This window comes from Ottowia sp. oral taxon 894 (genome assembly GCF_001262075.1).
GTDB lineage: Bacteria > Pseudomonadota > Gammaproteobacteria > Burkholderiales > Burkholderiaceae_C > Ottowia > Ottowia massiliensis.
In genome coordinates this window covers 2,447,543-2,471,499 of the sequence record NZ_CP012073.1, presented here as the reverse complement: position 1 = coordinate 2,471,499, position 23,957 = coordinate 2,447,543, and the positions used below count along the sequence as shown (strand labels likewise).

The following is a 23,957-nucleotide window of genomic DNA, read 5'->3' as shown; positions in this document are numbered from 1 at the left end:
TTTTCCAAATGCTTTTCAAATGCCCAGCACGGCGCGTGTTTGCGCCACCCTGTCCACGCCGCCCACCACTTCAATCATGTTCAGATAATCAATTTCAACCAGCGTATTGCCATTGTCCACCCATTTCAGATAAGACAAGGCAAATTCATATTCATGCTCGGTCATATCCCCCGTTTTGGCCTTGCCGGGGTCAAATTTCACCAGCCTTCCCCGGCAAACGATTTCCACGCCTTCCACGCGCTCCGAATCGTCGGCCTGCACGGCCTGCGCCAGCCGCAGCAGCGTCCCGGATAATGCGCCGCCGTATTTGGCAATGAGCGCGGCCACATGCCCGGCCATTTTGAGCGTCAGGATCATTTCCTTGCCGCCCATGTCGATTTTCACGGGGCCATTCATGCCGCCCGCGCGGTAGTCTTCAGTTTCCCTTTCCAGCGTGGGCGGCGTGGCTTCTGTGCATTCACCCGCGTAATGCACACCATCCACGAAAATAGCCATTGCTTTGAGTTTGCGCGGCAGTCCCATTTTCCAGTCCTTTCAAAATCAAACGCCGGCGGATGCCACGCGCGTTGCGAATTCGGCCAGATATTTGTCGGTAAAGCTCTGCACCAGATGTAAATGTTCCAGCGGCGGCACAGGCGTGTATTCGTAATTGATGGTCAGCTTCCCGGCTTTCAGCTGGGCGGTTTCATTCAAATCTTCCGAATACCACACCTTGAAGCCTAAAAGCCGGTTATTCGCCACCAGATCACGCCCATAGGCCGCGATGTTTTCGATAATGTCGCGCGCCAGCGAAGGCGTCAGGGGCCGGTCTATATAGGCAAAGTGCGCCTCTGCGATGCTCTCACGCAGCACCTGGGCCGTGCGCGTGTAGCTCTCGAACATGTATTGATCGTCGGTAGCCGTGGTGCGGTTGCCCCAAAACCTAAAACCCTGCTTGTGAATCAGGCAGGATACTTTGGCTTCGTTGAGCAAATTGGCATCCGTATTGGCATCCACCAAATCAAAATGCACGGTTTTGGATTGTGAGACGCCCGTCACGCCCGATACGGGCACATTGGATAATGTTTTGTGCCACCCCATTTCGGCGTCAATTCGCGCGCGCAGGCCCAGCGCGCAGCCAATGGGCGAGATTTCATCCGTGCGCTTTTTGTCCACGTCAAACCGGGTAAAGCGCCCGTAAATGATCATGCATTCGCGGTCACCATAACCGCCTGCGTCGGCAATGGCTTCCGAAACGCTGCTTTTATGGCTCTCGATATAGGCCACGCCGTGCAGCTTTTTGGCAATACTGACCAGCACTTTGGCCGCTTCGGGCACATCCAGATACGGCGCACCTATGATTTTCGGTTTGACGCCCGTTATGGTTTCGGCGCCCAGCAGGGCATAAGCGCCCGTATAAGCGCCCGCCGTATTCGTGCCTATGGTTTTTGCCAGTTGATCGGCGGCTTTTTCGGTTTCGCTGGCGCCTGCGCCTTCGGGCACGCGCACGATGACCATGACGGGCTTGACCTGATCGGCAATATCGCGCAAGGCTTTTGACAACGTGCCTTTCGTGCCCGCCTTGCCCTGTGCGTCGCTGATTTTGGTCACCAGCTTGGGCACATTGAGCGGGAAATAATCATTATCGGCATCATCAGCCGTGGCAATCAGTCCGATAACTGACGGGCTTTTTGTGCGGATTACCTGCTGGCCGTCCAGCGTCTCGGTCACAGATACGCCGTGATGAAAAGTGCTCATTCGCCTGCCTTTGCGTTTTTGAAATCAATGGCGGCAATTGGGCCATGCCCCGCGCCATTTGAAAAGCCGGGGCGCTTGTAAGGGCGTGCGCTACTTTTTAGCTATTGTTTTAATAGCGCCGGTATTTTGAATGCCATTTTGCCGGCGCATTTTCCGGGCTATTTTCCGGGCGGCGGGCCGTCATCGGGCATTTCGGCCCACATTTCGCGCGGCAGGTGGCGGCGCCTGACCTCGGCTCGCCAGCTCTCGTAGCAGTGCTGCGCCTGCCAGAAAAACAGCGCGTCAATGCAGCCGGCCACCCAGCGCCAGCCGGGTTTGCAGGCGGCGCGTGCGCGGTGCGCGCGGCTCGATAGCGTCTCATCCGGCGCGCCGTTGGCCAGCGCATTGAGCAGCTGATCCAGCGCAATCAGCACATTTTTGAGCCGGCTCATAGCGCAATGCCCGCCGCCGTGCGGAAAAGCTCGTCCAGCCGCTCCTGCGTCAGCCCCAGCTGCTTTGCCGCCGCGTTCAAAAACGCGCTGCCGCGCTCCCAGTTGTTGCAGTCGCTCAGGGCGAACTGCGCAAAAGCCTTGTCTTCGCCTTCGGGCAGGCCTTCGACAAATGCCTCCACCTGCGCCAGCAGCCCCGCTTTGTAGAGGGCCGCCTTGCCTTGCGCGCGCGTCACGCGCTGCGGCACGGGCGCCGCCGGCGCGGGCTGCAACACCTCGGCCACGCGCCGCCAGCGCCCAGGGTATGCCTGCTGCATAAACGCCTCGCAGGCCACAATGCGATTGATCACGCGGCCCGCATCATCCAGCACTTCAAACGTGTTCACGGTTGCGCCTCCAAAAACTCAAACACCGCAAACGCATCACCGCCTTTGCCGCTTTTGTATGCGCCTAGCTGACCGTAAGTCACGTTCGCGCACACCGCGCCGCCGCCGCCGCCGGTGCCGCCTGCGCCTGCGATGCCGCAGCGCTCATACGCAGCGCCGCCGCCGGCGCCAAAGCCGCCGTCAAATGCCGTGCTGTTTGCATTGCTATCTTTATGCCCGCCATTACCGCCTCCCATGTTCTTGTTCCGATAGTTGCTGTCCTTGTCCCCGTTGTAGTAATCGGCGCCGTCGGTGGGGGCCAGCAGCAGGCAATAGCTGTTGTCTGCTGGGCGCATTGCGCGGGGGTTGTTTACCAGTTCGCCCAGCATCGTCCGTCCCGGCAGCGCGCCTGCCGTGCCAATTTGTATGTCGGAGCCGCCATTGCCTACGCCGGCGCCGTTTTCGGATTGCGCGGCGTGGCTGGCGCCGCCGGCCAGGATGCCCGCCGCCGCGCCGCCGGTGGCGCGGCCATTTTTGAGCGTGTTGCGCGCGCTGGACAGGTGCCAGTCCAGCCCCTGCGGGGCGGGGGTGGGCGCGTTTTGCTGCCCGGCCTGCGCGCCCGTGATGCCTCCGCTGGCGCCGGGCACGTTGATGTTCACGCCGGGGCCGGTGATCGTGGTCGCGCCGCCGTCCCGGCCGGGCGAGCCTTGCGTGATCACGCTTTCGCCGCCCGCGCCCAGTGCCGCCGTGAATACATCGCCTTTTTTGACCGGCACGCAGCGCATGCCCACCGTGCCCGCGCTGCCGCCGGTTGCGCCGTGCCTGTCCGTCTCTTTTTGCTGCGCGTACCACGCTGCCGTCGCGCCGCTGCCGCCGGCGCCTAGCACGCGGATCACCAGCACGCCGTCGGCGGGCGCTGTCACCTGCCTGCTGCTGGCCACGTAAATGAGGGTGCGGCGCGCAAACAGGCTGCGCGCCACGCGCGCGGCCAGCACCTCGGTTGCGGCCAGCGTGGCCGCCGTCAGCTCCATCATGCTTGTGTCCTTTCGATTTTTGTGACGCGCCCGGTGCCGTCGCGGGTGAATGTCACGCTGGCGGCCTGGCCGCCCCACTCGGTTTGCACGCGCTCAATGCCTTGCGCGCCGTAGCTCAGCGTGCTACTGCCCGCCTGGCCTTGCAGCACAAACGCCACGCGCGTGATGCGGCCTTGCGCGTCGCGCGTGAGCGCTGCGCTGGCTGCGCCGTCGGTGGGGCGGTTGGGCACCAGGGCCAAATCAGCCGGCGCCAGCTGCACCTCGGGGCCGGTCTTGCCATTGACGCGGCCCACTTTTTGCGCGGTCAGGGCCTCTACCCGCTCTTGCAGGGCCTGGTTGGCGCTGGCCATGCTTTGCGCCAGGCGCTGCACGTCGGCGGTGTCGCTTTTTTCCAGCAGCGCCGCTTGCGCGGCGGCCAGCAGCGTGTCGATGCCTTGCAGCGCCGCGCGCAGGCGCAGCACATCGTCGCCCAGGTCGTTGTCGGGGTGCGGCAGCGGCAGGCTGTTTTGGGCGGTGCGGTCGTCTCTCATGCCCCGGCTCCTTTTACAGCGTGACGGCGCGCAGGTTGCGCACCTCGGGCCGGGCCTTGTGGCTGCCTGCCAGCGTCAGACGCAGGCGCAGCGCCTGGGCCGCAAAGCTGGGCAGCTCATACGTGATTTCCAGTACCCCCGCCGTTTGCGGGCTGCTTTGCAGATACGGCACCTCCGTCCAGTCACTGCTGCCCTGGGCCTGCGCGTGCACCGTGACGGCGCTGCCGGCAGGCAGCAGCGCCTCCAGCACCACCCTCACGCGCACGCTGCCGCCCGCGCCGATCATGGGGCTGATGTACGTGCCCTGCGCCTGCAAGCTGCCGGCCACCAGTTGGATGCCCGGCTCCATCAGCGCGGCCAGCCCGTCTGCGGCGGTCAGCTCGGCCTGCACTTTCACTTTGCCCGAATACCGCTCGGCCAGGCTCACCACCTGCCCCGGCGCGGCGCGCAGCGGCTCTTTGCCTTCGGGGGTCAGGATGAACACGCCTTGCGCGCCCACCGCCGGCTGCGTCATCACGGCTTGCACCATCAGGTCGGTGGCATCCAGCACATCGGCTTCGCCCAGCTCAATCAGGCGCGTGTTTTCCGTGTAGTCGGCGGCCAGCAGCTCGAACGTCAAATCAGCGTCCTGGTGAGCCGTCCAGGTGCTGGCGTTGCTGCTGGACAGCAGCACGCCCACTTGATACGGCTGCGCCGTGACCCAGCGTTTTTTGTCTGCATCAAATTTGCCCAATTCGGCTATGGCCAGCGCGGTTTCGGCGTCATCGCAAAGGATCACCAGCGCATATTCGCGGCTGGCCTGCAAAGCCGTGGCCGCCCAGTACACGGCCTGCCACTGGCCCAGCGTGATGTCGCCTGCCTTGACGTGCGTTTCGGCCAGAACCCTCTGCGTCGGGTAGCCGTTTTCGGCCTCGCGCAGCTGCACCAGCACGCCGTGGGCGCCCTTGGCCGTAAACCACAGGCGCACGCCCACGCATTGCCGCTCGCGCGTGACCGTAAACGTTTGCGCCAGCGGGTCATAGCGCTGGTAGCGCACGATCTGCTGGCGGCGCGTCACCAGCTCGCCCTGGCCGGTGAAATCGGCATCGCCAAAGCTGCCGCCCGTGCCGCGAAACTCCACCCGGTGCGTGCCCGCTGGCAAGGTGTCGGGCACGGTGAACGCGCCGCGCAGTACGCCTTGCGCGTCCGCCGTGAGCGTGCCGCCCGGCGGCGGCTCGCACGTGAGCGACAGGCCGCCAAAGGTGGCGCTTTGCAGCCCCTCGCCGGGGCCGAAATCCAGCTCGAAACTCACGCGCGTGGCGCGCAGCTTTTCGATCTTTTGCGTGGTCTCGCTCAGCAGTTTTTCCTCTTGCGCCACGCGCCAGCGGCTGGCCTGCACGCGCTGGGTGAGCGGGTCGGCCCACTGGGTGTCAATCTGTGTCCAGCGGTCGATGGCCGGCGTCAGGCGCACGGCGCGCGGCAGCAAGTCAAAGGCTCTGTAGGGATTGACCAGCATTTGCCCCGTGCGCTCGGGCTGGCTCACCTCTGCCGCGTCGCGCCAGGCGGGCGCCTGGGTCTGGCTGATGGTTTTGCCCACGTCATGCACGTTGATTTGCATCGGCAGCCGCAAGGCGCTGGCCGTGATGGCCGCCGTTTGCGGCTGGCCGGCGTCGCGCATGCTGCTGTCCATCAACGGGTCGGCAAACAAGCCTTTGCGCACGCCGCCATAGCGTCCCGCAATGTCCACGGCCAGCCGGATTTCGGCCTGGTCTGTGCGCAAGCGGGCCAGTTGCTCGGCGTAGTCGGCCAGCTGCTGCATCGGCACCACGCGCACGCCGTCTTGCGCCACGCGCGTTTGCCCGTCTGCGCCGTCCCAAAACTGATGCACGCTGGCCAGCGCCAGCATGCCGTCGGGCACTTCGGGCGCCACCGGCTGCCAAATGGCCGGTATGCCTTTGACCCATGCAATGTCGCCGCTGGCGCTCATGCACAGGCGGTCAATGCGGCGCAGGGCGTGGTCGTAAGTGACGGTAATCAGCTGCCCGGCCAGCGCGCCCGTCACCGTAAAGCCTTTTGCATCTACGCCCGTTGGCTGGGCTACCAGCAGGTATTGGTAGGTCACTTCGTAGGTGCTGCCGGGCGTGGGTTCGGCGCCGCCGGCGCCCCAATCCACCTGGCCGGCTGAAAGAGAGTAGTCCGCAGGGCTGGCAAACGTGGCGCCGCCTTGCTTGACGCTCTCGATTTTGAGCACGCTCGCATCCGGCAGCGGGTCAGCCGCCCCGGCGTGGCCGCCGTGCGTGACCTGTACCGTCTTGCGCGCCACGATGCGCACCTGCGGCTCGCCCACCATCGGCGGCGTGTCCACATTGACGCGCTGCGCCGCCTCGGTGGTGCTGGTGTGCGGCTCTGAGTCCACACGCCGCAAATCGGGCCGCGCGGCATACACCACGCGCCGCATGGTGGGCAGCTCCACGGCGTGCCCGTTGATGCGCGCCGCTCCCTGTGCCAGGCTGAACACCTGCTCGCCGGTGGCCAGGTCATCCATTCTTGCCACGCGCAGGCCGCTCACCACGTAAGTGCCGCCGGCAGAGTCGCGGTCATAGCGCGCCAGCGCCTGCGTGACGGCATCCAGATTGGGCGGCGTCTCGCGGGGGCGCACCCATCCGTCTTCCACTGTCCAGATTGCAAAAAAGTCCCCTTCTTGCCCGTCGCCGGTGGCGGCGTTTTTCCAGCCCCAGGCGGTGTCCAGGCGCTCGCGCAGCGCGCCCGGCTCACGGTAGCCGCGCGTGCCCACGGCGGGGTTGAGCAAGCCGGGGTCTTCCATCTCGCTGACCTGGTGGCGCGTGACGTACACGCCCACCTGCACCGTGCCCACCGTGGGGATGGTGATGCTGCCGCTGGGCACGCCGCGCACGGCGCCGTCCAGATACACGGCGCCGCTTTCACACAGTGTTTGCCCCGTGGCGGCATCGACTTTGATGATGGCGCCGCGCACCACGCCGCCCTCTTTGAACAGCACGTCGCCAATGCTTTTGACGCGGCCAAAAATGTTGCTTTGTACCTCGTTGAGTTCCGCGCTTTGCAGCACGCGGTCGGCCCGGAACAGGTGGCGGCTGTAGCGCTTGCTCTCATCGTGCCGGTTGTAGATGTCGCTCATGTTTTTGCCTCATGTTTTGCGCTGCAAAAGGCCGCCGGGCCTTGCTGCGCGGGGGTTTGTTGCTATTGATTTGTGAGCGCCGTCAGAAAGGCAGCACGTATTCAACGGTGTTGCGCACGTGGCCGCTGCGCGTAAAAGCCTGCACGCGGTCAATCAGATACAGGCGGCCCTGCTTTTCGATCTGCGCCGGCGTGAAATAGCGCTGCCCGGCGGGCAGGCCCGCCTTGGGCTGGCTGCCGATAAACAGCCCGAATTCACGCAGCGTTTCACCGTCGGCCTCGGCAAAGTCAAACACCACGCGCACATACACCCAGGGTGTGGGCTGGGCGCTGGCGGTGTAGCGGGCATTGCCCGGCAGCTCGATTTCGGCGGGCAGCGCCGGGTCGCTCACCGGCTTGCAGTAGCCCACGTGCGTAGCCAGCCGGCGGCCCACCTCATCAACTAGCGCCGTGGCGTCCGACGGCTCCGGCTCGGGCGTGCCGTCCCACGCGGGGCGCCCCCGGCCCCAGGCCAGGTACAGGCTCTGTGCCACTACGGATTCGGCCAGCGCCAGCCGGCCGGCATCTTGCAAAGTGCTCATGTGTGTTTCTCTCCATGTATTTACGGGTGTTGCGTGTGCCGCCCGGCCACGCCCTGGGGCCGCCAGGCGCCGCGCCACGGCCCGCACCAGCAGCGCGGCGCGGGCAGCAGCGAAGGCGCGGCCAGCGCGCGGCGGCTCTGGCGTGCGTCCAGCGGCTGGCCGGCGGCGGCCGTCGCGCTGGCGCGCCGGGTGTGGTGCGCCTGCGCGGCGCTGCCCAGCGGCTGCAAGCGCGGCGGCGCGGCGCAGGTGCGGCTGGCCAGCTGGCCTATGCCGCCAAAAGCGTCAATCAGGATGCGTGAATCCAGCCGCCAGCTGTCCAGCGTCAGGCTGTCATCGTGAATGTGGCGGCCCAGCCGGGCGTGCGTGTGCACGGCCAGCGGCTGGCCGGGCACGAATGCCGGCGCCTGGCCGGCGTGGCGCTGCACAAAGTGACCCAGGATGGGCGGGTCGGTTGGCAGCCACACGCCGCCGTCGTTGTCGAGCACGCCGGCATCCAGCGCGGGGCCATGATCCAGCCGCAGCACGCGCGGGTCATCGCCGCCAAAAATGCGCCAAAAACGCACGTGCGCCGGCACGCTGGCGGTCACCAAATGCACGATGGCCGGCAGCTGCTGCGGCAGCGGCTCGCGCTCGAAACGGATGTGCAAGTAAGGGCCGTCCTCTACGCAGCGCGCGCTGCCAAAGCCGATCCAGCCCAGCGCGCGGTGCACGGCGCGCTGCGTGCCCCGCTCCAGCAGCCAGGGCTGGCCGGCGGCAATGAGCGCGGCAGTGTCGGCAAAGTAGCGCGCCAGCGGCGACAAGGCCCACTCGGCGGCCAGCCAGGGCGCCAGCTGCTGCGGGTGCCCCCACAGCGGCCCGCGCAGCGCGCCGGCCAGCGCGTCCCACTGGGGCGTGGCCTTGTCCACGGCGCGCATCAGCGCGCTGGCGTTGGGCGGCAGGATATGCGCGCGGCTCATGCCTCGGCCAGCTCCACGGCCTGCAAGTCGGCGTACTCGCCGGGCCGGATGGCCAGCAGCTCGGGCGGCTCGGCGGCGCTGGGGAATGTGACGGCGGCCACGCCCGGCGCATACAGCTGGGCGCTCACCCAGGAACGCGGCAGGCTGCGCCCCAGCGGCCAGCTTTGCAGCGCCGCTTGCAGCCGCTCGCGCAGGCGATCCAGCAAGTCGGCAGGGGCGCCCTCGGCGCGCTCTACCTGCGCGCGCACGCGCAGCGGCACGGCGCGCGCCAGCGCCACCTGCACGGGCACGCCCATGATGCGCGCCGGGTCGCTCTCGAGCGCGCGCTGCACGGCGTCGCGCACGGCTTGCGGGTCATGCCCGCGTGCAGGCCACAGCATCACGGTAACGGCGCCGGGCAGCGTGGGGTGGGCGCTGGCGGCGGCCTGCCGCACGCCCGGATGCGCGGCCAGCGCGCGCGCCTCATACGCCTGGCGCGTGCCGTTGCCGGCCAGGGCCGCGATGTGCAGGCGCAGCCGCTCGCGCAGGCGCTCATCGCTTTCGCCGGCCAGGCGGGCCAGGCCGTAAAAGTCGGCTTTGTGATCCAGGTCGCTGCCCGTGGCCGTCTCGATGTACTGGGCCTGCGCGGCGTCGTTCACGCGCGCTCGGTACAGCAGCTCGCGGTAGGCAAACGCCTGGGCCAGGATGTTCAGCGGCTCGCTGTCCAGCTCTATCACGCTGGCCGCTTGCGGCAGCAGGCGCACGATGTCGGCCTTGATGCTGGCCAGGATGGCCTCGAAGCTCAGGCTTTCGACTACGGCGGGGCGGTCAAGATGGCTCATGGCGCCACCTCCATATCAATCTCGATGGGCCGCCCCCTGGCCCCCAGCTCGCGCACGCTCGCTTCGATGTGCAGGCGGGCATGGCCGCCCGGCTGCATGTATTCAAGTCGGATTTTGCGCACCAGCAGGCGCGGCTCCCAGCGCATGAGTGCGCTGGCCGCCGCAGCGGCCACGCGCATTTGCAGCGTTTTGTTGAGCGGCTGATCCAGCAGGGCCGGAACCAGACTGCCATACGTGCGGCGCATGACGCGGCTGCCTATGGGCGTGGTGATGATGTCGGCCACCGACTGGCGCAAGTGCGCCGCGCCGGTGAGGGCCTGGCCTGTGTGGCGGTTCATTGCGGCCTCCCGGTGGTGCTGGGGCCGGGCTTGACGCCGCCGTGTACATGCCGCGTCAGGCTGATGCCGCCGGCGATCACGTCGCGGCTGGCCGTCACCACGCCGCCGCCCAGCGTGAGCGTGGCGCCGCCGGCGCTCAGGTGGATTTCGCGGGGCGTGATGCGCAGCAGCGCATCGCCCACGGCCAGCGAGATGCTGGCGCCGGTTTGCACGTGCAGCGCGCCGCCCTCATCTTTTTGGCGCCACTCCCAGAAGTCGCCCTCGCTCCAATCTTCACGGGCCACGCGGGCGCTGCGCTCGCTGGCGGGCATGGCTGTGGAAAAGATGCCGGGCAGCACCACCGCGCGCGTGAGATCGCCCCCCGGCGCCAGCAGCAGGCCCTGTTCGCCGGCCACGGGCGGCCACCAGCTGGTGCCGCCTTTTTTGCCGCCCGCGCGCCGCTCTATCCACGGCAGCCAGTCAGTGAGCAAGCCGCCTGAGCGGAAACGCACCCGCGCGCGCGCATGGCTGACGGCGGCAATGGTGCCCGTGCGCAGCATGGCGCCTTGCGCGCGGGCCGCTTCCTGGGGGTCGGTTTCGGGGTTGTATTCGTCGGGCAGCATGACGGCGGGCATGTTGCCCGCGCCGGCGGGCAAATGCCAGCGATGCCGCTTGTAGGGGCGGGCGCTACTTTTCGCTATTCTTTTTGTAGCGCTTTTTGCAGGTGATCCAGCACGGCGGCGCGGATGATGTCCGTCATTTCCGGGCTGATGCCCAGCATGGGCCGGGCGGCGTAAGTGTGCATGACGCGGTTGCGGCTGCTGACGCGATCGCTCAGGCCCCACTGGTGCACGGCGGCGATGCGCTGCACGCGGCCCACAAAAGCCACCACGGCCTCGTCGGGCGTGGCCTGCATTTTGAGGTTACGCGCCAGCGCCAGCCGACGCATCATGGGGCCGCGCGCGGCGCGCTGGCGCAAGGCGGCGCGCGGGCCGCTGGCGGCCAGCAGCTCGGCGCGGCGTTTTTCCCAGGGCTGGCCCTCGGGGCTGGTTTGTGCGCGCATGGTGCGTTGCGTTTGCTGCCGCACGGCGCGCGCCACCTGTGCCGCCAGCTGGCGGCGCTGGGCGGGCGCCAGCGCGTGCAGCAGCGGCGCCAGCCAGTTTTGCAGCTCGCTCAAATCTGCGTTCATGGCTGGATGCCCAGCTGTCGCAAGTAGGCCAGGGCGCGCGTCAGGGCCGGGCCGTCAAATTCGGCCAGGCGCTGGCGCTCGCCGTCGGGGTGCTTGAGTTCGACCACCCATCTTTCGGGCTTGTCAGCAAAACCAATGGGGCCGGGTTCGGGCGCGTGGTGCGCGGCTGTTACGCGCCCGGTGGCGGCATCTTGCGTCACGATCACGCGCTCGCTCATTTGCAGGCGCAAATGCAGGTCGATGGCTTCCAGCTCATCCAAAGGCTGGGCCTCAAATCGAAACGCGTCGCCGGGCTGGCCGCTGGCGTATAGCTCGGCTTGCTGCAAGCGGTGCCAGGCCAGCGCGGGCACGATGACGGCGTCCGGATGTTCGCTCAGGCCCAGCACCCACACGCAAGCTGTGTAGTGCATCTCAAAACTCAGCGCGTCGGTGCCGGTGGCCTGGATGCGCCCGCCCTCGGCCATGACGATGACTTGCCCCGGCGCGTCTTGCAGGCGTGGCACGGCGGTCAGGATGAGGTTGCGCAGGCTGTTGAGTTTGAGCATGTCAGGGGCCTTCCAGGGGGGCGGTGCAGGCGGACAGCGCGGCGCGCAGCTGGCCCTCGTAGCCTTCGCGGCGCTCAATCTCCGCAATGGCGGCGGCCGCGAAAGCATCCAGCGTCACATCGGCATCCAGCGCTTCGGTGGGCATGGCCGGGCGCGGCGGCTCGCTCTCGCGGCATGGCACAGGCACGGGCACATGGACACGCTGCACGTGCGGCGCGCTCGGGGCGGCGCAACCGGCCAGCAGGGCGGCCAGCGCCGCAGTTGTCAAACAATCTTTGATCACTGTCATCGCGCGCGCCCCTTGAGCCACTGGCCCACGCGCACGCGGGCGCTGGCGCAGTCATCGCCGGGCACAGCGGGCGGCGCGGCCAGCGCGGCATCCGCCCGGCGGGCATGTTCGGCGGCGGTTTGCGCGGCTTGCCGGCGCGCGGCGGCGGCTTCGCGCGCGCGGCTCTCGGCCAGCGCTTGCAGGCGCTGCACGCCGTCGCTGCACGCTTGCGCCGTTTGCAGGGCGTGGTCGCGCTCGCCTTGCGCGGCGGCGATTTGCGCTTGCAGCTCGCGCGCATGGTTGCCCGCGCGCTGCCAGGCCACGCCCAGCGCGGCGTTGATCGCCACGCTGGCGGCCAGCAGGTAAATAGGGATTGGCGTCATGGCGCGGCCCCTTCGCACATCGCGCGCTCTGCGGCGCGGCGTTTGACAAGTCCGGGCAGCTTTTGCCCTTTTGCATACACCCACTTGCTCAGCTCTGCGCACGCGCCCGGCATGTCGCCTGCGTTGGCTTTGCGGGCCAGTGTGCTGTCGCAAAAGGCTTGCGCTCCGACGTTGTAGGCAAAGCTCACAAAGGCCGCTTTTTGCCCGTCGGTGAGCGGGCGCTGGATGCAGGCCAGGGCCTGGGCGTGGCGGGCCAAATCACGCTCCAGCAGCTCGCGGCATTGCGCGGGTGTGTAGTTCTGGCCGGGCTGCACGTCCGGCCCGGTGTGGCCGTAGCACGCGGTCAGCACCCCTACCGGGTCACGGTAGGCCCACAGGCGCAGGCCCTCGTGCTGCGCAACAAAAGCCGTCACCAGCGCCGCCGCGCCCGCGCCGATTTGCGCGATGAGTTTTTGCTTCGGGGTCATGGCTCGCCTGCCTTTTCCAGCCGGGCCAGGTCGGTGTCCATGTGATCCAGCGCGGCCTTTTCTTGCTCGGGCGTCATGTTGCCGTTGGTGATGCTGTAAACGCGCGCGCGCTGGATTTCCATCAGCGCCGCGTGCGCTTGCTCCGCGCGCTGGTCGGCGCGGCTTTTGTAGTACCAGGTCACCAGCAGCCCCGCAACGCCGCACAGCACGCCGATCAACGAAAAGATGCGTTCCACTGTCAGCCAGCCCCACACGGCGCTGGCCGCGCCGGCGGTCATGGTGACGCGCCCCGCCATGTCGCCCACTTTGTCCATCATGTCGGTTTTCATGGTCATGCTTTTGTCCTTTCGGGTCGCATGCTCCACGTCACCGGCGCGCGGCGGTCAAAGCCGGGGCGCGGGTGCGCGTGCTGCGCGTTGTCAATCTCAAAGCCCAGGCGCCAGCCCAGCTGCCAGCGGCCGGCCAGTTGGTATTGCGCGTTGATTTGCCAGGCGTCGCCCTGGTGCAGCACTTCGGCGCGCCAGCGGCCTTGCTGGCCGCGCCAGCGGGACAGGCTGGCGCCTTCGGGCAGCGGCTGGCCGCGCGCCCACGCTTCGCGCTCGCCGCCGTTGCTGCGCAGCCAGGCCGTGCGGGCCTTGACGCTGCGCGGATGCTGCCCCTGTCCGCCCGAAAAAAAACGGTGGCCCCAGTAGTTGCGCTGGCAGGCGCACTGGTAGTCCAAGCTGTCAGGGTTGGTGTCGAGTTCCAGGGGGAGCGTGCAGGGCGCGGCTTTGAGCCACTTGCCGCCGGCGCGCACCACGGCTAGGCGGCGCGCGTTCACGTCGGCTTCGGCTTGCTCCTTAAGGGCGGCGGGCAGCTCGCCGCCGCGCGGCTGGCCCAGCATCCACACTTGCCGCACGCTGCCGTCGGGCATTTGGTAATGCTCGGCCCAGGGCACGTTGTCTCCATTAACGCCATTGCCCCAATTTGGGGCTACGCCGTAGCTGGCGCAGGCGGGCAGGGCGTCTTCCACGGTTTCCGCCGCCCACGGCAGGGCGCGGGCAATGCGTTTGGCGGCCAGCCTGGCGCGTAGCTGGTGCAGCGCCAGGCCCTGGGCGCGGCTGCGGGCTTGTTCGAGGGCGTTTTGCGCCTGGCTGTGCAGATGTTCGGGCACGCCGGCCAGCGCCAGTGCGCGGCCAATGATTCGGGTGTGTTTCATGGTGCTTCGTTTTCAGTGGCGGCGGCGGTCAGTCCCACAGGTTGATGCCGCTGCCTTGCGGCGGCGGCGCCTGCACGATGCGCACGCTCTGGCCTTCGGGCAGCACGGCGCCCAGATCGGCCAGGCCGGGGTTGGCGGCCAGCGTGGCCTCGGTGTTGCCTTGCGTGCGGGCGGTGTGGCGGTGGATGAGTGCGTCCAGGGTGTCGCCCTGGCGGGCAATGGCTGTTTGCTGCATGGGCGCCTCTGTCAAATCAGATCGACGGTTTCGCGCATGCGGCCCATGACGTCAGCGATGGCGTGGCGCATGGCTTGCCAATGCTCATCCAGGCGCAGGCCCACGCTCTCTAGCACGCGGGCGTCTTTGCCCAGGCCGGCGGGCAAGGTGGCTTGCGCGCGGCGGGTGTTTTCCAGCTGCGCCAGGGTGGCGGCGGCCACGGCGCGCTGGTAGGCCAGCACGCGGCGCGATTGGCCGGCCACGCGCGGCGCGGGCACGTCACCCAGCGTGGCAAAGCCGGCGGCTTGCTGTTGCGCGGCCCAGGCGCGCAGTTGGTCATTGACGTGGATGAGCGCGCCGGCGATGGCGCCGCGTAGTTGCGCGCTGGTGTGCGTGCCATCCAGCCGCCCGCTTTCGCGCACGGCGGCGGTGTCGATGGCAGGCCAAAACGGCTCGTTTTCGACGGTTTCGGCGGGCGGCTGGCCCGCCGGCAAGTGGGCAATGAATCCGGTCATGTCTGTTCATGGCCCTGCCGGGCCGGCGGTGGGCAGGCAGGCGGTGCGCTGGCTGTTGATTGCCGCGCGCCGCCTGCCGCGCCGCCGGGCGGGAGGTGCTCCTTTGCGTGGGGTCAGCGCCGGGCGCTGGCCCTGGGGGTTGCTTTGCCGGCGCCAGCGTTTTTGCGCGGGCGCGCCGCGCTGCTTTCGCCGGCTTTTTCCGCGTCGGCGGTGGCCGCGCTTTCGCCGCTTTCGGGCGTGGCGGCGCGCAGCAGTTTTTGCACGGCGGCAATGTCTTTTTTGACGCCGCATTCGGGGTCAAACTGTTCGGCGTGCGTGAGGTGATGCAGCGCCATTTGCAGCGCGGCGGCATCCAGCGCGGCCCAGTCGCCAGCCTGGCCGGCCAGCATGGTTTTACCGGCCAGGCCGTAGGCGATGGCTTTGTGCACCTTGGCGCGGGCGGGGTCGGGCATGTCTTGCTCCTGGGTGATGTGCAGCACCTGCTGCATGAGCGGCACGCTCTGGCCTGCGCTCATGCGGCCCGTCAGTGCGGCGTCGCTCATCAAGTCGGCAAAGGCCGTGGCGGCGCTGCGCTCGAATTCGTCGGGCGCGGGCAGGCTGTGGGCGATGAGGTGGGCATTGAGCCGCAAGGCCAGCGGCCAGTCGGCAGCGTCGATGGCCCAGATGGCGGCATGCGCCACCACGGGGTCGGCGGGCACGGCGGCGCCTTCGCCGGCCAGCTTTTCGGCAGCGGCCAGCACACCATCCAGATACGGGGTGATTTCGGGCAGCGCCTGCGCTTTGTGCGCGTGGCGCGCCTGGTGCGACTGGATGCCGGCAAGCAGGCCCTTTTGCACGTGCAGCCAGTGCAGGGCGCGCTGGCGCTCATCCAGCGCGGCGGCGGCGCTGCCCTGGGCGGCGCGGATACGCATTTGGTGCGCTTGCACAGGGGTGAGCGTCATTGCCTTATGCCTTGATGATGTTTTCGGCAAACATGGCGGCGCCAAAGTCTTCTATGACGTAGGCGTCGTTGCTGCTTTCGTAGTTTTCCAGGCGATCGCGTTTGGGGTTGTTTACCAGCAGGCGGCGGCGGGCGCTGCGCTGGTAGTAAATGCTCAGGTTATCCAGCAGCGTGACCATGACTGCGTTTTTGGGAAAAAACGGCACAACCACGGCTTGCAGGCCGCCCAGGCGGCGCGTGGATAGCAAAATATCACTGGCGACTTTTTCGGTGTTTTTGTTGGCCGAATTGACAATCTCAAAATATTTGTCATCCAGTAAATCGCTGCCGCAAATAGCAACCAGACTGGTGTTTTGCTGATACCACGGGTCAAGCCCGCGTCGCAAATCGAAAACCAGCGCATCCAGATTTTTGTAGCCGTCGGCGGCGGCCACGCTTTCGCCGATTTTGATTTTGCCGCTGCCGCTGGCAACTTCGCTCATGACATTGGCGGCTTTGCCTTCGCGCAGTTTGGTTATCCAGCCTTTATTGACATCTTCCAGATTGGGATGCGTTGCAAGATTGGTGGTGGCGGCCACGGTTTTGCCGTTCCAGCCAATCATGATGCGATCCAGCGCCTGGCGTTTGACAATTTCATTAGCCACGCGCTGCTGGAAATCGGCCATGTGCGCCCAGGCGTCCAGTGTTGCATACCGCAAATGCGTGTCGTAATTGGTTTGCTCGCATTTGTATTTGTCGCTTTGCAAGGTGTGCACATCGCGCGTTTGGCGGTCATTGGCGGTGGTGTCGGTGCGGCTGGCAATGGGGCCGCTGACGCCAATGCCTACCGATTCGCCTTCTTGTGCCGTGACGCCCACAATATTGATGCGTTGCAAAAATTCGCTGGATTCCTGCATGCGGCTTTCCAGTTTTTGCTGCACGGCGGGTGCCACATTGAAATTCTGGCTGGCGCTAGTCACGCCGTTGATTTTGGCAATTTGCGCCATATAGGCATTGACGGCAAGGCCAATGGCTTCATAGTCAAATGTCATTTTCAGTTTTCCTTTGATTCGCTTGCTTCAAATATCGGTCAGGCCGCTGGCGGCTGGTTTGACCGTCCCGGCTGGCGGGCGCGTGTAGGTTTGCGCAGGCTGCTTTTCAAGCTGGGTTTTCAGGCTGGTGAATTGGGCGGCCAGCGTGTCATGCGCCTGTTTTTGCCCATCCAGCGCCGTTTGCATTTCTTGCAATTTCTGCGCCGTGGTGGCGGCAAATGCCGTGAGGGTTTCTTTCAGGCCCTCATTCAGGCCGGTTTGCGTTTTTTGCGGCTGTGCGGCAAATGCGCCCAGCAGGGCATCTTTCAATTCGGCAAAAAAGCCTTTGGCCTCTGTTTCATTTTCGTTTTCGCCGTTTTCCGTGAATTTGAGTTCAACGGGGTGCGCCATACCCACGGCAAAAGCATGGGCCTTTTGCCCCATTGGGGTAAATGGTTGGGCCGTGTAGGTGGCGTCTGCCGGCTGGGCGGTGAAATTGAGCCGTTCGGTGCCCAGGCTGGCGGGGGAATCCGTGAGCGCCAGGCCCACTAAATAGGCTTCGCCCGTGCCGGCGAAGTTTTCGACGATTTCGATTGATGTATAGACTTTTTGCCCGGCCTTGTTGGCGGCAATGGCTTTTTCGTTGGGTTCGATTTCGGCATATAGCGCCACCTTGCCGTCTTTTCCGGTTTCGGCTTGCAGGCCGGTGACATCGCCGAATGCGCCAAATTCGCCGTTGGGTGACATGCTGCGCAAATGTTCGACGTTGATTCGGGCAGCGTAGATATTGGTGTCGTAATTGGCGGCGGCTTGTTTGAGCCATTCGGGTTTGATTTCGCGCCCGTCAATGGTGGGGCCGCTGGTGGCGACGCGGTAACGTTTTTTCATGGGGTCATCGCAAAAAGTTAAACGATGGCCGCATTGTTTGGCGGGCGCGAAAATGATTCAATGCGCCCCGTTTGTATGGGCGCACATTACTTTTTTTGAGGGTGGCCGGGGCATTTTCGGAGCGGCTTAATCAGGGCATGACTGACATTTCCGACACGGCAGCGCCCCATTTGCCGTCTGTTTGCCCGCCTTTTGAGGCTGATAACCCCGGCGCGCCGCCACATTCTGATGCTGATTTGCCTACCGGCGCAAGCCCCGAAAACATGACGGCTGCGGATTGGGCGGCGGGTGTTTCGGCCACGCCGACGCCGGGGCAAATTCAGGTGCGCCAGCAGGCGCGGCAAATGTTTTGGGCCGGTTTCCGACTGGCCGCAATTGCGCGCGCGCTGGACATCAAGCGCACCACGCTGCACGGCTGGGCCAAAGCGGATGGGTGGGGCAAGGCGCGGCCCGTGGATCGCGTGGTGGGCGCGCTGGAGGTGCGGCTGGCGTATCTGATTGGCCTGCCGGTCAAAACCGGCCAGCATTTCAAGGAGATTGATCTGCTAGGCCGGCAAATGGAGCGCCTGGCGGGGCCGCTGGCGGGGCAGGCGACGCCCGCCGGCGATGGCGCGGCGCGCGCGCTGGCCGCGCCTGACACGGCCCCGCGCCGACGCGTGCGGCCCACCCGCAAGGAAGCCAAAAACCATTTTGAACAGGAACATATCGACGCGCTGGCAAACGCTTTGCGCGATGAAATGTTCGATTATCAAAAACGCTGGTTTAACTGCATGAATGAGCGCGTGCGGCTGATTTTGAAAAGCCGCCAGATTGGCGCCACATGGTATTTTGCGCGTGAGGCGTTGATTGATTTGCTGCAATCTGACCGCTCGCAGATTTTTCTTTCCGCCAGCCGCGCGCAGGCGCATCAGTTTAAGAATTATCAGCGCCAATTTGTGCGCGCCGTGCTGGATATGGATTTGGAAGGCGATCCCATCGTTTTTTCCTCTGGCGCGGTGGAGTTCTTTTTGGGGCGCAACATTGCCACGGCTCAAAGTTATTCGGGTAATTTGTATTTCGACGAAATCTATTGGGTGCCAAATTTTGGCGTGATGGAAAGCACGGCGGGCGCAATGGCGACGCATAAGCGCTTTCGCAAAACTTATTTTTCGACTCCCAGCGTGGTGACGCACGATGCTTATGACCTGTGGACTGGCGAGAGATACAACACGGGCAGGCCGAAAAATGAACAGGTGGCGATTGATTTGTCTCATCAAAAGCTGGTCAAGGGCCAGCGGGGCGCGGATGGGATTTGGCGCAACCGCGTCACGATTGAGGATGCCGTGGCGCAGGGGCTGGATTTGGTGGATTTGGAGCAAATCCGGCGCGAAAATGCGCCTGCCGCGTATCGCAATTTGTATATGTGCGAGTTCGTGGATGATGAAACAGCCGTTTTCCCGTATGAATGGCTGAAAAATTGTGGCGTGGATTCGTGGGATGAATGGAAAAATGATTTTGCGCCGTATGCGCCGCGCCCGTTTGGTTATCGGGGGGTTTGGGTGGGTTATGACCCCAGCGGCGGCGGGCCGGATGGTGATGCGTGCGGGCTGGTGGTGGTGGCGCCGCCTGAGAATGCGGGCGGCGATTTTCGCGTGCTGGAATTTCACCGCTTGCACAATAACGATTTTTCAGCGCAGGCCGATTTCATAAAGAAAATCACGGACAAATTCACGGTTTTGCAAATGGCGATTGACGTGACCGGGCTGGGGCGCGGGGTTTGCGATTTGGTGAAGCGTTTTTATCCTGCCGTGACGGAAATCCATTATTCGCCAGAAACGAAGGCGCGGCTGGTGATGGGCGCGCAAAATGTGATGCGCAAATCGCGCCTGAAATGGGATGCGGGGGCGGTGGATTTGGTGCAGTCTTTTATGGCAATCAAGCACGGCGCAACGGCTGGCGGGCGTTTGTCTTACGTGAGCGGGCGCCGCAAGAAAACAGGGCATGCCGATTTGGCATGGGCCTTGATGAATGCGCTTGTATTTGAGCCGCTGGGCGGCTCTGAAAATGCGGGCGCGGTGTATGTTGGTGTTTATGAAAGTGGGAAATGAATCAGTTTTTGATTGAAGGCTGGCAATTGGGCGAAGCGGTGCCGGTGCTGGATGGCAATACGCTTTTGGATGCGTGGGAATGCCCCTCATTCGGGCGCTGGTATGAGCCGCCGATTTCGCGCGAATATCTAGCTAAATGCTTGCGGGTGAATGCGCATCATCAAAGCTGCATCACGAAAAAGCGGCAAATGCTGGAATGCGCTTTTATTGCGCATCCGCTTTTGTCGCGTGAACAGTTTTCGGCTTTCGTGCTGGATTGGCTGATTTTTGCGGATGCCTTTTTGCTGCCCGTGAGAAACAGGCTGGGCGGTGTTTTGCACTATGAGCGCGTGCTGGCAAAATGGACACGGCGCGGGCGCGAAAATCTGAACCAGTATTTTTATCTGGTGCCCGGCGAATTGGAGCATGCTTTTGAGCCGGGCACGGTGTTTCATTTGCGCGGGGCGGATGTCAATCAGGAAATTTATGGCGTGCCCGATTATCTGGCCGCGCTGCAATCGGCTTTGCTGAATGAATCGGCCACGCTTTTCAGGCGGCGCTTTTACAACAACGGCGCACACGCCGGTTTTATTCTGTATAGCACGGACTCTCAATTAAGCGGGGAAGCCGTACAGGCTATCAGCGACCAATTGCGCGCCGTGCAGGGTAAAGGCAATTTTAAAAATCTTTTTATTCACGCGCCCAATGGCAAAGCGGATGGGCTGAAACTCATCCCGTTTAATGAGGTGGCTGCAAAGGATGATTTTTTGAATATCAAGGATGTCAGCCGCGATGACGTGCTGGCCGCCCACCGCATGCCCCCGGTGCTGCTGGGCATCGTGCCCAAAAACGCCGGCAGTCTGGGCGACATTGCCCGCGCCGCTGACGTGTATTACTACACAGAGGTCGCGCCGCTGATGGAGACATTGCGGCAGCTCAATGACTGGGCGGGCGATGAGCTGATCCGCTTTCGCCCCTACCAGCCCCTGGCCACGGCAGCCCAGCCCGCCTAGCCGCTTTTCCCGCTCCCCCTCAAAACCGCCCTAGGGCGGTTTTTTTTGCGCCCATCCATTGCCCACCCCCAGCGCCCCATCGAACGCCCCGCCACGCCCCCGCCCGCCCCTTCACATCCCCATCCCCGACCCTCTCTCCCCCTCACTCCCCCCGCACCCCATCCCGCGCCGCCTCCCCCCCGGCCCGCGGAAAGCAAAAAAATGACAAAACGACGATGACGCGCAAGCGCTCTTTTCCCCTCTGTGCAGCGGCCTTTTTTCGGCCTTTTGTCATGTCATGTAATGACTAAAAGTGACGGCGCACGCTACAGCCCTAAAATTTTTGCGTGAGGTCTGCTTTTGATGCGGCGTTCTTTTGGCCCATTTTTTGGCCCATCTGTCGCCGAATCGGCTTGCGGCATGCGTGAAATCTAGTTTTTTGGCGGTCTCCGTCTCCGCCAGAAACGAACCCGCTTGCAGCTTGAGCTACAAGCGGGTTTTTCTTTGGAATTCCGACGCTTAGAACAGCCGCCTGCAAGCAGGCCAATGCAACCATGCCGGGCTGCGCCAGCCGCGCTGCTGAACAACTTTGGCGCCGACGGGCTGGAATTCACCCTGAGCTACTGGCTGGGCGATCCTGAAAATGGCGGCCTGGGCGGCGTGCGCTCGCAAGTGAACCTGGCCATTCTGGATGCCCTGCGCGGCGCGGGCGTGGACATTCCCTACCCGCAGCGGGTGCTGCACATCAACCCGCCCGAAAGCGCCAGTGCTGCCGTTGCCGACGCTGGCGCCAAACAGGCCCCAGGAGCTGGCCCGCAGGCCATCCATGAAGGCGGGCAGGGCACGGCCGCCAGCGCTGAAGCAGGCATGCGCTAATGCGAAGGCAGCGCTTAATTAGCTCCTCTTTCAATAGCATAAGGTCCTAGAACAAAGGGCGCGAAGGCGGTTTTTCAGCCCTTCAGATTCGCTCCTTTTTTAACGTCGCCTGGCCCGGCGCGCGCGGGATTCAAGTTCACAAGAAACGCAAGGCTCGCAAAAAAACAGTCAATTCGACAAGAATCGTTCTCTTTTGATTCCGCCTTGCGCCATGAACTCCGCTTCTCTTTTTTCCCGCTCCACCTTTCGCTTTTCCTGCCTGGCGCTGGCCGCCGCCAGCCTGTGCGCGCCGCTGCATGCGCAGCAGGCCCATGATGAAGAGGAGGAAAGCGCCGATGAAGCCACGCTGCAAACCGTGGCCGTGACCAGCGCCCGCGCCCAGGGGCTGGCGCCGCAGACGGTGGAGGCGGGCACTTTTCGCGGCGCCAGCATCATGGAAGTGCCTTCCACGGTGAACGTCATCACGCGCGAGGCGCTGGAGCAGCAGGCCGTCGAGGGGCTGTATGAAGCCGTGCGCAACACCGCCGGCGTGACGCGCCAGCAAAACGCGGGCGATACCTGGGATCAGATCGTGATTCGCGGCATGGAGGTGCAAAACCGCACCAATTACCGCCTCAACGGCGCCATGCCCATCATGAATTTCTCGCAAGTGCCGATGGAAGACAAAGAGCGCGTGGAAGTGCTCAAGGGCGCATCGGCGCTGTATTACGGCTTTACTTCGCCTGCCGGCGTGGTCAATTACGTGACCAAGCGCGCGGGCAAAGCGCCTGTGACTTCGCTGGGGCTGCGCGTGAATGAACACGGCAGCGCCGTCGCTTCAGTGGATGTGGGGCGCCGCTTTGGCGCGCAAGAGCAGTTTGGCCTGCGCGTGAATGCCGCTGGCGGCGTGCTCGGCTCGCATCTGGATGGCGTGCGCAAAGGCCGGCGCGCCTTCTTTTCCGCCGTCTTCGACTGGCGCGCCAGCAGCCGCCTGCTGCTCAAGGCCGACTTTGAATACGACAAGCGCCGCGTCACCGAACAAGCCGCCGTGGCGCGGCCCGCCGCCGTCAATGGCCGCATTCCCCTGCCCCGCCCCGTGGATCCCACGCGCCTGGTCGGCCCGGCCTGGTCTGACTTCGAGGCCACCACCATCAACGCGCTGCTGCGCGCCGACTACGCCCTCAATGACAACTGGGCGCTCACCGTGGAGGCAGGCCACTCGGAAATGGAGCGCGACCGGCGGCTGCCCATCTTCCGCTTTGCGCGGGCGGCTGACGTGGCCACGGGGCAAGGCTTCATCCGGGGCAACATGCAAAACCATCAGGTTGAATCCGACATGGGGCGCGCCGAGCTGTTCGGCAGCTTCAAAAGCGGCTTTGTGGAGCACGGCCTCACCCTGGGCCTGAGCCACACCCGCAAAGAGCAAGACCCCATTTACCAGCGCAACTACAACATTTCGTCGCAGAACCTGTATGCCCCCGTGCCCATCACGCGCGTCACTTACGGGCCTGTGCCCACAACGCCCACATCGGCGCTGCTGAAAACGCGCGACCAGGGCCTGTATGTGGTGGACCGCATGCAGTTCGGCCCCCAATGGCAACTGATTGCGGGCCTACGCCACTCGCGCTACCACAGCACGCAAGGCAAGCGCGTTTATGACGCGCGCAAAACCACGCCCATGCTGGCCGTTGTTTACAAGCTGCGCGAGGACCTGTCCTTCTACGCCTCCTACGCGCAAGGGCTGGAAGAAGGCGAAGCCGCCCCGGCGGGCACCGCCAACCAGAACGAGCGCCTGGCCCCCGGCGTGAGCAAGCAAAAGGAAATCGGCGCGCGCTGGCAGGCCCCCTGGGGCACGCTGTTGTCAGCGGCCGTGTTCGACATCGAGCGCCCCGGCTACTACACCAACGCCAGCAACGTTTACACCGCCGATGGCCGGCAGCTCTACACGGGCCTGGAGCTATCGGCCCAAGGGCAAATCACGCGCCAATTGGGCTGGCAGACCGCCTGGCAGTGGCTGAACCCGCGCTTTGCCGACATCAACGCCGCCTACAACGGCAAGCTGCCCGAAAACGCCTCGAAGAAAACCGCCAGCCTGTTTCTCACCTACGCCTTCAGCGGCGCCTTGCAGGGCCTGTCGCTCAACGCGGGCGCGTATTACACGGGCCGCCGCCCCATGGACGACCTGAACCAGGGCTGGCTGGGCGGCAACACGCTCTACACCCTGGGCGCGCGCTACCGCCACCAGATGGGCGGCAACGCCTACACCTGGCAGCTCAACGTGGACAACGCCGCCAACAAACGCTACTGGGCCGCTGGCGGCAACCGCCTGAGCGCAGGCCTGCCGCGCACGGTGAAGCTGGCGCTGAAAGTGGATTTCTGAAAACCTGCCCGGAAACCCTTTCCGGCAAATTCGTCATGATTCATCGCGCGGTTTGAATGGCAATGGCATCAGCCGCGCTGATGATCGCAAATACCTTCGAATCTCGACCGCATTTTCAGTCATTACCCTGCCCGCTGACAGAA

General features: G+C 64.8%; 28 protein-coding genes. 4 read left to right on the top strand and 24 right to left on the bottom strand.

Features of this window, described 5'->3' with window-relative positions; translation table 11 throughout:
• Positions 1-15 precede the first annotated feature (15 nt).
• The 24 genes from ADJ79_RS10880 to ADJ79_RS10765 all read right to left on the bottom strand — a co-directional run bounded on the left by ADJ79_RS10880 (position 16) and on the right by ADJ79_RS10765 (position 17,521).
• Positions 16-522, bottom strand: coding sequence for a phage major tail tube protein (locus ADJ79_RS10880; protein ID WP_050715983.1), 507 nt, complete (start codon positions 520-522; stop codon positions 16-18).
• An 18-nt stretch (positions 523-540) separates the two neighbouring features.
• A complete protein-coding gene (locus ADJ79_RS10875; protein WP_050715982.1) occupies positions 541-1,737 on the bottom strand; it encodes a phage tail sheath subtilisin-like domain-containing protein in 1,197 nt (398 codons plus the stop codon).
• 158 nt (positions 1,738-1,895) lie between these two features.
• Positions 1,896-2,168 carry a hypothetical protein gene (locus ADJ79_RS10870; protein WP_050715981.1) on the bottom strand — a complete coding sequence of 91 codons (273 nt, stop codon included), beginning with the start codon at positions 2,166-2,168 and terminating at the stop codon, positions 1,896-1,898.
• Entirely contained in the window at positions 2,165-2,551 is a 387-nt protein-coding gene (locus ADJ79_RS10865; RefSeq protein ID WP_050715980.1) for a hypothetical protein, read from the bottom strand. Before ADJ79_RS10865 ends, ADJ79_RS10870 begins: the two co-directional genes overlap by 4 nt.
• On the bottom strand, positions 2,548-3,564 hold the full coding sequence (locus ADJ79_RS10860) for a hypothetical protein (RefSeq protein WP_156304154.1): 1,017 nt from the start codon (positions 3,562-3,564) through the stop codon (positions 2,548-2,550). Before ADJ79_RS10860 ends, ADJ79_RS10865 begins: the two co-directional genes overlap by 4 nt.
• Positions 3,561-4,094: a hypothetical protein gene (locus ADJ79_RS10855; RefSeq protein ID WP_050715978.1), complete on the bottom strand. Its 534-nt coding sequence runs from the start codon at positions 4,092-4,094 to the stop codon at positions 3,561-3,563. The genes ADJ79_RS10860 and ADJ79_RS10855 overlap by 4 nt, the downstream gene beginning before the upstream one ends.
• A 13-nt stretch (positions 4,095-4,107) precedes the next feature.
• On the bottom strand, positions 4,108-7,230 hold the full coding sequence (locus tag ADJ79_RS10850) for a DUF4815 domain-containing protein (RefSeq protein ID WP_050715977.1): 3,123 nt from the start codon (positions 7,228-7,230) through the stop codon (positions 4,108-4,110).
• Positions 7,231-7,312: 82 nt separating this feature from the next.
• The gene (locus ADJ79_RS10845; protein ID WP_050715976.1) at positions 7,313-7,810 is read right to left on the bottom strand and encodes a hypothetical protein; all 498 of its coding nucleotides are present in this window, start codon (positions 7,808-7,810) and stop codon (positions 7,313-7,315) included.
• A 20-nt stretch (positions 7,811-7,830) separates the two neighbouring features.
• Entirely contained in the window at positions 7,831-8,766 is a 936-nt protein-coding gene (locus ADJ79_RS10840) for a phage tail protein (protein WP_050715975.1), read from the bottom strand.
• Positions 8,763-9,587, bottom strand: coding sequence for a baseplate J/gp47 family protein (locus tag ADJ79_RS10835; RefSeq protein WP_050715974.1), 825 nt, complete (start codon positions 9,585-9,587; stop codon positions 8,763-8,765). Before ADJ79_RS10835 ends, ADJ79_RS10840 begins: the two co-directional genes overlap by 4 nt.
• Positions 9,584-9,925 (bottom strand): GPW/gp25 family protein, encoded by a 342-nt coding sequence (locus ADJ79_RS10830; protein ID WP_050715973.1) that lies wholly within the window; start codon positions 9,923-9,925, stop codon positions 9,584-9,586. The genes ADJ79_RS10835 and ADJ79_RS10830 overlap by 4 nt, the downstream gene beginning before the upstream one ends.
• Positions 9,922-10,539 (bottom strand): phage baseplate assembly protein V, encoded by a 618-nt coding sequence (locus tag ADJ79_RS10825; RefSeq protein ID WP_050715972.1) that lies wholly within the window; start codon positions 10,537-10,539, stop codon positions 9,922-9,924. The genes ADJ79_RS10830 and ADJ79_RS10825 overlap by 4 nt, the downstream gene beginning before the upstream one ends.
• Before the next feature lie 62 nt (positions 10,540-10,601).
• Complete coding sequence (locus ADJ79_RS10820) at positions 10,602-11,093, bottom strand: phage virion morphogenesis protein (protein WP_050715971.1); 492 nt, start codon at positions 11,091-11,093, stop codon at positions 10,602-10,604.
• Positions 11,090-11,638, bottom strand: a complete 549-nt coding sequence (locus tag ADJ79_RS10815; RefSeq protein ID WP_050715970.1) for a phage tail protein — start codon at positions 11,636-11,638, stop codon at positions 11,090-11,092. Before ADJ79_RS10815 ends, ADJ79_RS10820 begins: the two co-directional genes overlap by 4 nt.
• 1 nt (position 11,639) lies before the next feature.
• Entirely contained in the window at positions 11,640-11,927 is a 288-nt protein-coding gene (locus tag ADJ79_RS10810) for a hypothetical protein (RefSeq protein WP_050715969.1), read from the bottom strand.
• Positions 11,924-12,289, bottom strand: a complete 366-nt coding sequence (locus tag ADJ79_RS10805; RefSeq protein WP_050715968.1) for a hypothetical protein — start codon at positions 12,287-12,289, stop codon at positions 11,924-11,926. Before ADJ79_RS10805 ends, ADJ79_RS10810 begins: the two co-directional genes overlap by 4 nt.
• Complete coding sequence (locus ADJ79_RS10800; RefSeq protein WP_050715967.1) at positions 12,286-12,756, bottom strand: lysozyme; 471 nt, start codon at positions 12,754-12,756, stop codon at positions 12,286-12,288. The genes ADJ79_RS10805 and ADJ79_RS10800 overlap by 4 nt, the downstream gene beginning before the upstream one ends.
• Positions 12,753-13,091: an HP1 family phage holin gene (locus tag ADJ79_RS10795; RefSeq protein ID WP_050715966.1), complete on the bottom strand. Its 339-nt coding sequence runs from the start codon at positions 13,089-13,091 to the stop codon at positions 12,753-12,755. The genes ADJ79_RS10800 and ADJ79_RS10795 overlap by 4 nt, the downstream gene beginning before the upstream one ends.
• Positions 13,088-13,954, bottom strand: coding sequence for a hypothetical protein (locus ADJ79_RS10790; RefSeq protein WP_050715965.1), 867 nt, complete (start codon positions 13,952-13,954; stop codon positions 13,088-13,090). The genes ADJ79_RS10795 and ADJ79_RS10790 overlap by 4 nt, the downstream gene beginning before the upstream one ends.
• 28 nt (positions 13,955-13,982) lie before the next feature.
• Positions 13,983-14,189 carry a tail protein X gene (locus ADJ79_RS10785; RefSeq protein WP_050715964.1) on the bottom strand — a complete coding sequence of 69 codons (207 nt, stop codon included), beginning with the start codon at positions 14,187-14,189 and terminating at the stop codon, positions 13,983-13,985.
• An 11-nt stretch (positions 14,190-14,200) separates the two neighbouring features.
• The gene (locus ADJ79_RS10780) at positions 14,201-14,683 is read right to left on the bottom strand and encodes a head completion/stabilization protein (RefSeq protein ID WP_050715963.1); all 483 of its coding nucleotides are present in this window, start codon (positions 14,681-14,683) and stop codon (positions 14,201-14,203) included.
• Positions 14,684-14,796: 113 nt separating this feature from the next.
• Entirely contained in the window at positions 14,797-15,624 is an 828-nt protein-coding gene (gene gpM / locus ADJ79_RS10775) for a phage terminase small subunit (RefSeq protein WP_050715962.1), read from the bottom strand.
• Positions 15,625-15,628: 4 nt separating this feature from the next.
• Positions 15,629-16,654, bottom strand: coding sequence for a phage major capsid protein, P2 family (locus tag ADJ79_RS10770; RefSeq protein WP_050715961.1), 1,026 nt, complete (start codon positions 16,652-16,654; stop codon positions 15,629-15,631).
• Between the two features lie 27 nt (positions 16,655-16,681).
• Positions 16,682-17,521: a GPO family capsid scaffolding protein gene (locus ADJ79_RS10765; protein WP_050715960.1), complete on the bottom strand. Its 840-nt coding sequence runs from the start codon at positions 17,519-17,521 to the stop codon at positions 16,682-16,684.
• Positions 17,522-17,784: 263 nt separating this feature from the next.
• Between ADJ79_RS10765 and ADJ79_RS10760 the strand changes: the two genes are divergently transcribed.
• From ADJ79_RS10760 to ADJ79_RS10745, 4 genes are all read left to right on the top strand, one after another.
• Positions 17,785-19,608, top strand: coding sequence for a terminase large subunit domain-containing protein (locus ADJ79_RS10760; protein ID WP_050715959.1), 1,824 nt, complete (start codon positions 17,785-17,787; stop codon positions 19,606-19,608).
• Positions 19,605-20,600 carry a phage portal protein gene (locus tag ADJ79_RS10755; RefSeq protein WP_050715958.1) on the top strand — a complete coding sequence of 332 codons (996 nt, stop codon included), beginning with the start codon at positions 19,605-19,607 and terminating at the stop codon, positions 20,598-20,600. The genes ADJ79_RS10760 and ADJ79_RS10755 overlap by 4 nt, the downstream gene beginning before the upstream one ends.
• 525 nt (positions 20,601-21,125) lie before the next feature.
• Positions 21,126-21,455, top strand: coding sequence for a hypothetical protein (locus ADJ79_RS15250; RefSeq protein WP_050715957.1), 330 nt, complete (start codon positions 21,126-21,128; stop codon positions 21,453-21,455).
• A gap of 211 nt (positions 21,456-21,666) precedes the next feature.
• On the top strand, positions 21,667-23,814 hold the full coding sequence (locus ADJ79_RS10745) for a TonB-dependent siderophore receptor (RefSeq protein WP_050715956.1): 2,148 nt from the start codon (positions 21,667-21,669) through the stop codon (positions 23,812-23,814).
• Positions 23,815-23,957: the final 143 nt, after the last annotated feature.

Bases quoted from the DNA above. Each gene is read 5' to 3' on its own strand.
- ADJ79_RS10880 (WP_050715983.1), bottom strand. From the start codon at position 522: ATGGGACTGCCGCGCAAACTCAAAGCAATGGCTATTTTCGTGGATGGT.
- ADJ79_RS10875 (WP_050715982.1), bottom strand. From the start codon at position 1,737: ATGAGCACTTTTCATCACGGCGTATCTGTGACCGAGACGCTGGACGGC.
- ADJ79_RS10870 (WP_050715981.1), bottom strand. From the start codon at position 2,168: ATGAGCCGGCTCAAAAATGTGCTGATTGCGCTGGATCAGCTGCTCAAT.
- ADJ79_RS10860 (WP_156304154.1), bottom strand. From the start codon at position 3,564: ATGATGGAGCTGACGGCGGCCACGCTGGCCGCAACCGAGGTGCTGGCC.
- ADJ79_RS10855 (WP_050715978.1), bottom strand. From the start codon at position 4,094: ATGAGAGACGACCGCACCGCCCAAAACAGCCTGCCGCTGCCGCACCCC.
- ADJ79_RS10850 (WP_050715977.1), bottom strand. From the start codon at position 7,230: ATGAGCGACATCTACAACCGGCACGATGAGAGCAAGCGCTACAGCCGC.
- ADJ79_RS10845 (WP_050715976.1), bottom strand. From the start codon at position 7,810: ATGAGCACTTTGCAAGATGCCGGCCGGCTGGCGCTGGCCGAATCCGTA.
- ADJ79_RS10840 (WP_050715975.1), bottom strand. From the start codon at position 8,766: ATGAGCCGCGCGCATATCCTGCCGCCCAACGCCAGCGCGCTGATGCGC.
- ADJ79_RS10835 (WP_050715974.1), bottom strand. From the start codon at position 9,587: ATGAGCCATCTTGACCGCCCCGCCGTAGTCGAAAGCCTGAGCTTCGAG.
- ADJ79_RS10830 (WP_050715973.1), bottom strand. From the start codon at position 9,925: ATGAACCGCCACACAGGCCAGGCCCTCACCGGCGCGGCGCACTTGCGC.
- ADJ79_RS10825 (WP_050715972.1), bottom strand. From the start codon at position 10,539: ATGCCCGCCGTCATGCTGCCCGACGAATACAACCCCGAAACCGACCCC.
- ADJ79_RS10820 (WP_050715971.1), bottom strand. From the start codon at position 11,093: ATGAACGCAGATTTGAGCGAGCTGCAAAACTGGCTGGCGCCGCTGCTG.
- ADJ79_RS10815 (WP_050715970.1), bottom strand. From the start codon at position 11,638: ATGCTCAAACTCAACAGCCTGCGCAACCTCATCCTGACCGCCGTGCCA.
- ADJ79_RS10810 (WP_050715969.1), bottom strand. From the start codon at position 11,927: ATGACAGTGATCAAAGATTGTTTGACAACTGCGGCGCTGGCCGCCCTG.
- ADJ79_RS10805 (WP_050715968.1), bottom strand. From the start codon at position 12,289: ATGACGCCAATCCCTATTTACCTGCTGGCCGCCAGCGTGGCGATCAAC.
- ADJ79_RS10800 (WP_050715967.1), bottom strand. From the start codon at position 12,756: ATGACCCCGAAGCAAAAACTCATCGCGCAAATCGGCGCGGGCGCGGCG.
- ADJ79_RS10795 (WP_050715966.1), bottom strand. From the start codon at position 13,091: ATGACCATGAAAACCGACATGATGGACAAAGTGGGCGACATGGCGGGG.
- ADJ79_RS10790 (WP_050715965.1), bottom strand. From the start codon at position 13,954: ATGAAACACACCCGAATCATTGGCCGCGCACTGGCGCTGGCCGGCGTG.
- ADJ79_RS10785 (WP_050715964.1), bottom strand. From the start codon at position 14,189: ATGCAGCAAACAGCCATTGCCCGCCAGGGCGACACCCTGGACGCACTC.
- ADJ79_RS10780 (WP_050715963.1), bottom strand. From the start codon at position 14,683: ATGACCGGATTCATTGCCCACTTGCCGGCGGGCCAGCCGCCCGCCGAA.
- gpM (WP_050715962.1), bottom strand. From the start codon at position 15,624: ATGACGCTCACCCCTGTGCAAGCGCACCAAATGCGTATCCGCGCCGCC.
- ADJ79_RS10770 (WP_050715961.1), bottom strand. From the start codon at position 16,654: ATGACATTTGACTATGAAGCCATTGGCCTTGCCGTCAATGCCTATATG.
- ADJ79_RS10765 (WP_050715960.1), bottom strand. From the start codon at position 17,521: ATGAAAAAACGTTACCGCGTCGCCACCAGCGGCCCCACCATTGACGGG.
- ADJ79_RS10760 (WP_050715959.1), top strand. From the start codon at position 17,785: ATGACGGCTGCGGATTGGGCGGCGGGTGTTTCGGCCACGCCGACGCCG.
- ADJ79_RS10755 (WP_050715958.1), top strand. From the start codon at position 19,605: ATGAATCAGTTTTTGATTGAAGGCTGGCAATTGGGCGAAGCGGTGCCG.
- ADJ79_RS15250 (WP_050715957.1), top strand. From the start codon at position 21,126: ATGCAACCATGCCGGGCTGCGCCAGCCGCGCTGCTGAACAACTTTGGC.
- ADJ79_RS10745 (WP_050715956.1), top strand. From the start codon at position 21,667: ATGAACTCCGCTTCTCTTTTTTCCCGCTCCACCTTTCGCTTTTCCTGC.